The 3236-nt window shown below is 53.2% G+C and carries 2 rRNA genes; both read right to left on the bottom strand.

Annotated features, from left to right (window positions below):
• Positions 1-89: ribosomal RNA gene (gene rrf / locus ACSZO1_RS21630) — 5S ribosomal RNA — on the bottom strand; the annotation flags it as partial.
• Between the two features lie 107 nt (positions 90-196).
• A 23S ribosomal RNA gene (locus ACSZO1_RS21625) occupies positions 197-3099 on the bottom strand.
• Positions 3100-3236: the final 137 nt, after the last annotated feature.

Below are 3236 nucleotides of genomic sequence, written 5' to 3'. Positions count from 1 at the left end.
GGAGACCCCACACTACCATCGGCGCTACGGCGTTTCACTTCTGAGTTCGGCATGGGGTCAGGTGGGACCACCGCGCTAAGGCCGCCAGGCAGATTCTGTTTTATTCATGCCGCTGCTTCTGCAGCCACATAAATCAATCCGTTTCGAACAAGCTGAATATCGTGCGTCTCTCACGCCAAAACACTTCCGGCGTTGTAAGGTTAAGCCTCACGGGTCATTAGTACCGGTTAGCTCAACGCATCGCTGCGCTTACACACCCGGCCTATCAACGTCGTCGTCTTCAACGTCCCTTCAGGAGACTTAAAGTCTCAGGGAGAACTCATCTCGGGGCAAGTTTCGCGCTTAGATGCTTTCAGCGCTTATCTTTTCCGCATTTAGCTACCGGGCAATGCCATTGGCATGACAACCCGAACACCAGTGATGCGTCCACTCCGGTCCTCTCGTACTAGGAGCAGCCCCCCTCAGTTCTCCAGCGCCCACGGCAGATAGGGACCGAACTGTCTCACGACGTTCTAAACCCAGCTCGCGTACCACTTTAAACGGCGAACAGCCGTACCCTTGGGACCTACTTCAGCCCCAGGATGTGATGAGCCGACATCGAGGTGCCAAACACCGCCGTCGATATGAACTCTTGGGCGGTATCAGCCTGTTATCCCCGGAGTACCTTTTATCCGTTGAGCGATGGCCCTTCCATTCAGAACCACCGGATCACTATGACCTGCTTTCGCACCTGCTCGAACCGTCACTCTCGCAGTCAAGCCAGCTTATGCCATTGCACTAACCTCACGATGTCCGACCGTGATTAGCTGACCTTCGTGCTCCTCCGTTACGCTTTGGGAGGAGACCGCCCCAGTCAAACTACCCGCCAGACACTGTCCCCACGCCGGATCACGGCGCCAGGTTAGAACATCAAACATTAAAGGGTGGTATTTCAAGGTTGGCTCCACGCAGACTGGCGTCCACGCTTCAAAGCCTCCCACCTATCCTACACATCAAGGCTCAATGTTCAGTGTCAAGCTGTAGTAAAGGTTCACGGGGTCTTTCCGTCTTGCCGCGGGTACACTGCATCTTCACAGCGAGTTCAATTTCACTGAGTCTCGGGTGGAGACAGCCTGGCCATCATTACGCCATTCGTGCAGGTCGGAACTTACCCGACAAGGAATTTCGCTACCTTAGGACCGTTATAGTTACGGCCGCCGTTTACCGGGGCTTCGATCAAGAGCTTCTCCTTGCGGATAACCCCATCAATTAACCTTCCGGCACCGGGCAGGCGTCACACCGTATACGTCCACTTTCGTGTTTGCACAGTGCTGTGTTTTTAATAAACAGTTGCAGCCAGCTGGTATCTTCGACTGCCTTCAGCTCCGTCAGCAAGTGACTTCACCTAACGACAGCGTGCCTTCTCCCGAAGTTACGGCACCATTTTGCCTAGTTCCTTCACCCGAGTTCTCTCAAGCGCCTTGGTATTCTCTACCTGACCACCTGTGTCGGTTTGGGGTACGATTTCGTGTTACCTGGAGCTTAGAGGCTTTTCCTGGAAGCAGGGCATCAGTTACTTCATCACCGTAGTGACTCGTCATCACGCCTCAGTGTTAAAGTGCTCCGGATTTGCCTGGAACACACACCTACACGCTTAAACCGGGACAACCGTCGCCCGGATAACCTAGCCTTCTCCGTCCCCCCTTCGCAGTAACACCAAGTACAGGAATATTAACCTGTTTCCCATCGACTACGCTTTTCAGCCTCGCCTTAGGGGTCGACTCACCCTGCCCCGATTAACGTTGGACAGGAACCCTTGGTCTTCCGGCGAGCGGGCTTTTCACCCGCTTTATCGTTACTTATGTCAGCATTCGCACTTCTGATACCTCCAGCAGACCTCACAGTCCACCTTCAGCGGCTTACAGAACGCTCCCCTACCCAGCAACACATAGTGTCGCTGCCGCAGCTTCGGTGCATGGTTTAGCCCCGTTACATCTTCCGCGCAGGCCGACTCGACCAGTGAGCTATTACGCTTTCTTTAAATGATGGCTGCTTCTAAGCCAACATCCTGGCTGTCTGTGCCTTCCCACATCGTTTCCCACTTAACCATGACTTTGGGACCTTAGCTGGCGGTCTGGGTTGTTTCCCTCTTCACGACGGACGTTAGCACCCGCCGTGTGTCTCCCGTGATAACATTCTCCGGTATTCGCAGTTTGCATCGGGTTGGTAAGCCGGGATGGCCCCCTAGCCGAAACAGTGCTCTACCCCCGGAGATGAGTTCACGAGGCGCTACCTAAATAGCTTTCGGGGAGAACCAGCTATCTCCCGGTTTGATTGGCCTTTCACCCCCAGCCACAAGTCATCCGCTAATTTTTCAACATTAGTCGGTTCGGTCCTCCAGTTAGTGTTACCCAACCTTCAACCTGCCCATGGCTAGATCACCGGGTTTCGGGTCTATACCCTGCAACTTAACGCCCAGTTAAGACTCGGTTTCCCTTCGGCTCCCCTATACGGTTAACCTTGCTACAGAATATAAGTCGCTGACCCATTATACAAAAGGTACGCAGTCACACCACGAAGGTGCTCCCACTGCTTGTACGTACACGGTTTCAGGTTCTGTTTCACTCCCCTCGCCGGGGTTCTTTTCGCCTTTCCCTCACGGTACTGGTTCACTATCGGTCAGTCAGGAGTATTTAGCCTTGGAGGATGGTCCCCCCATATTCAGACAGGATACCACGTGTCCCGCCCTACTCATCGAACTCACAGTTCATGCATCTTCGTGTACGGGGCTGTCACCCTGTATCGCGCGACTTTCCAGACGCTTCCACTGACACACAAACTGATTCAGGTTCTGGGCTGTTCCCCGTTCGCTCGCCGCTACTGGGGGAATCTCGGTTGATTTCTTTTCCTCTGGGTACTTAGATGTTTCAGTTCCCCAGGTTCGCCTCGTTAAGCTATGTATTCACTTAACGATAATGCACAAGTGCATTGGGTTTCCCCATTCGGACATCGTCGGCTGTAGCGGTTCATATCACCTTACCGACGCTTTTCGCAGATTAGCACGTCCTTCATCGCCTCTGACTGCCAGGGCATCCACCGTGTACGCTTAGTCACTTAACCTCACAACCCGCAAGTGTTTCACTGCAGACTGCAAGCATTTGAGAGACTCGAACATGGCGTCTTTATTCTCATTTATGCGGAGAATAAAACGACATGTCGTTTCAATTTTCAGCTTGTTCCGGATTGTTAAAGAGCAC

Origin of the sequence: Erwinia sp. V71 (assembly GCF_965644245.1) — a bacterium.
GTDB lineage: Bacteria > Pseudomonadota > Gammaproteobacteria > Enterobacterales > Enterobacteriaceae > Erwinia.
This window is presented reverse-complemented; position numbering and strand designations above follow the sequence as displayed.